The following is a 1,215-nucleotide window of genomic DNA, read 5'->3' on the forward strand; positions in this document are numbered from 1 at the left end:
CGCAGCAGCATCAGGTCGAGATCGCCGGCGCGCTCGGCCAGCCGCTCGCCGAACGGCCGCGCGAGCCGCCGCCACAGGCCGGCGCGCGGCGAACCGCCGGCCACCAGCTTCGACACGTTGCGCACCTGCGCATAGCCGATCAGCGCGGCCACCGGGTCGCCGCCGGCCAGCGTGACGGTTTCCGCGCCCAGTTCGGCGGCCAGCTTCAGCGCGTCGAGCGGCGGCCGCCGCCGCGCGTCGTCGAGCCGCTGCGATTTCGGCGTTTCGACATAAACGGCGATCCAGTCGGCCTTGAGCCCGGCCGCCAGACGCGCGGCGGCACGCACCAGCGTGGGCGCCTCCGGCCCCGGCCCGACGCACACCAGCAGCCGCTCGCGCGCCTGCCAGATGCGCGCGATCGAGCGGTCGGCGCGGTACTCGCGCATCTGCGCGTCGACGCGGTCGGCGGTGCGCCGCAGCGCCAGCTCGCGCAGCGCGATCAGGTTGCCCTTGCGGAAGAAGTTGCGCACCGCGCGCTCGGCCTGCTGCGGCAGATACACCTTGCCGTCGCGCATCCGTTCGAGCAGTTCGTCGGCGGGCAGGTCGACCAGCGTGACCTCGTCGGCCGCATCGAACACGTGGTCGGGCACCGTCTCCCAGACGCGGATGCCGGTGATCGCGCCCACCACGTCGTTGAGGCTGTCGAGATGCTGGACGTTGACGGTGGTGTAGACGTCGATGCCCGCGTCGAGCAGCTCGTGCACGTCCTGCCAGCGCTTCAGGTGGCGCGAGCCGGTCACGTTCGAATGGGCCAGTTCGTCGACCAGCACGAGCTGCGGCCGGCGCGCGAGCGCGGCGTCGAGGTCGAATTCGGCCAGGTGCCGGCCGCGATGCTCGAGCGCGAGCGGCGGCAGCAGGTCGAGCCCGTCGAGCAGCGCGGCCGTCTCGCGGCGGCCGTGCGTCTCGACGATGCCGACCAGCACGTCCACGCCCTCGTCGGCGCGCACGCGCGCGGCCTGCAACATCGCGTAGGTCTTGCCGACGCCGGCCGACGCGCCGAAGAAGATCTTCAGCCGGCCGCGCTGCTGCTTCTCTTCCTCGCGCTGAAGCTTGTCGAGAAGCTGGTCGGGATCGGGGCGATTCATGCGGAGGGCGGTGCGCCGGCGGCGCGAGTCACGGTCGTGGCAAGCATTGTGGTGCCAAATCCCGAAAAAAGAAAAGGCGGCGCGGCCAGGC

Annotated in this window: 1 protein-coding gene; it reads right to left on the bottom strand. The window is 72.2% G+C overall.

Annotated elements, in window-relative coordinates; all coding sequences use genetic code 11:
- Positions 1-1,124 (bottom strand): universal stress protein (locus ACYP33_RS30520; RefSeq protein WP_459624994.1); only part of this gene is annotated, 1,124 nt, incomplete at its 3' end.
- Positions 1,125-1,215: the final 91 nt, after the last annotated feature.

This window comes from Burkholderia sp. 3C, from assembly GCF_054589155.1.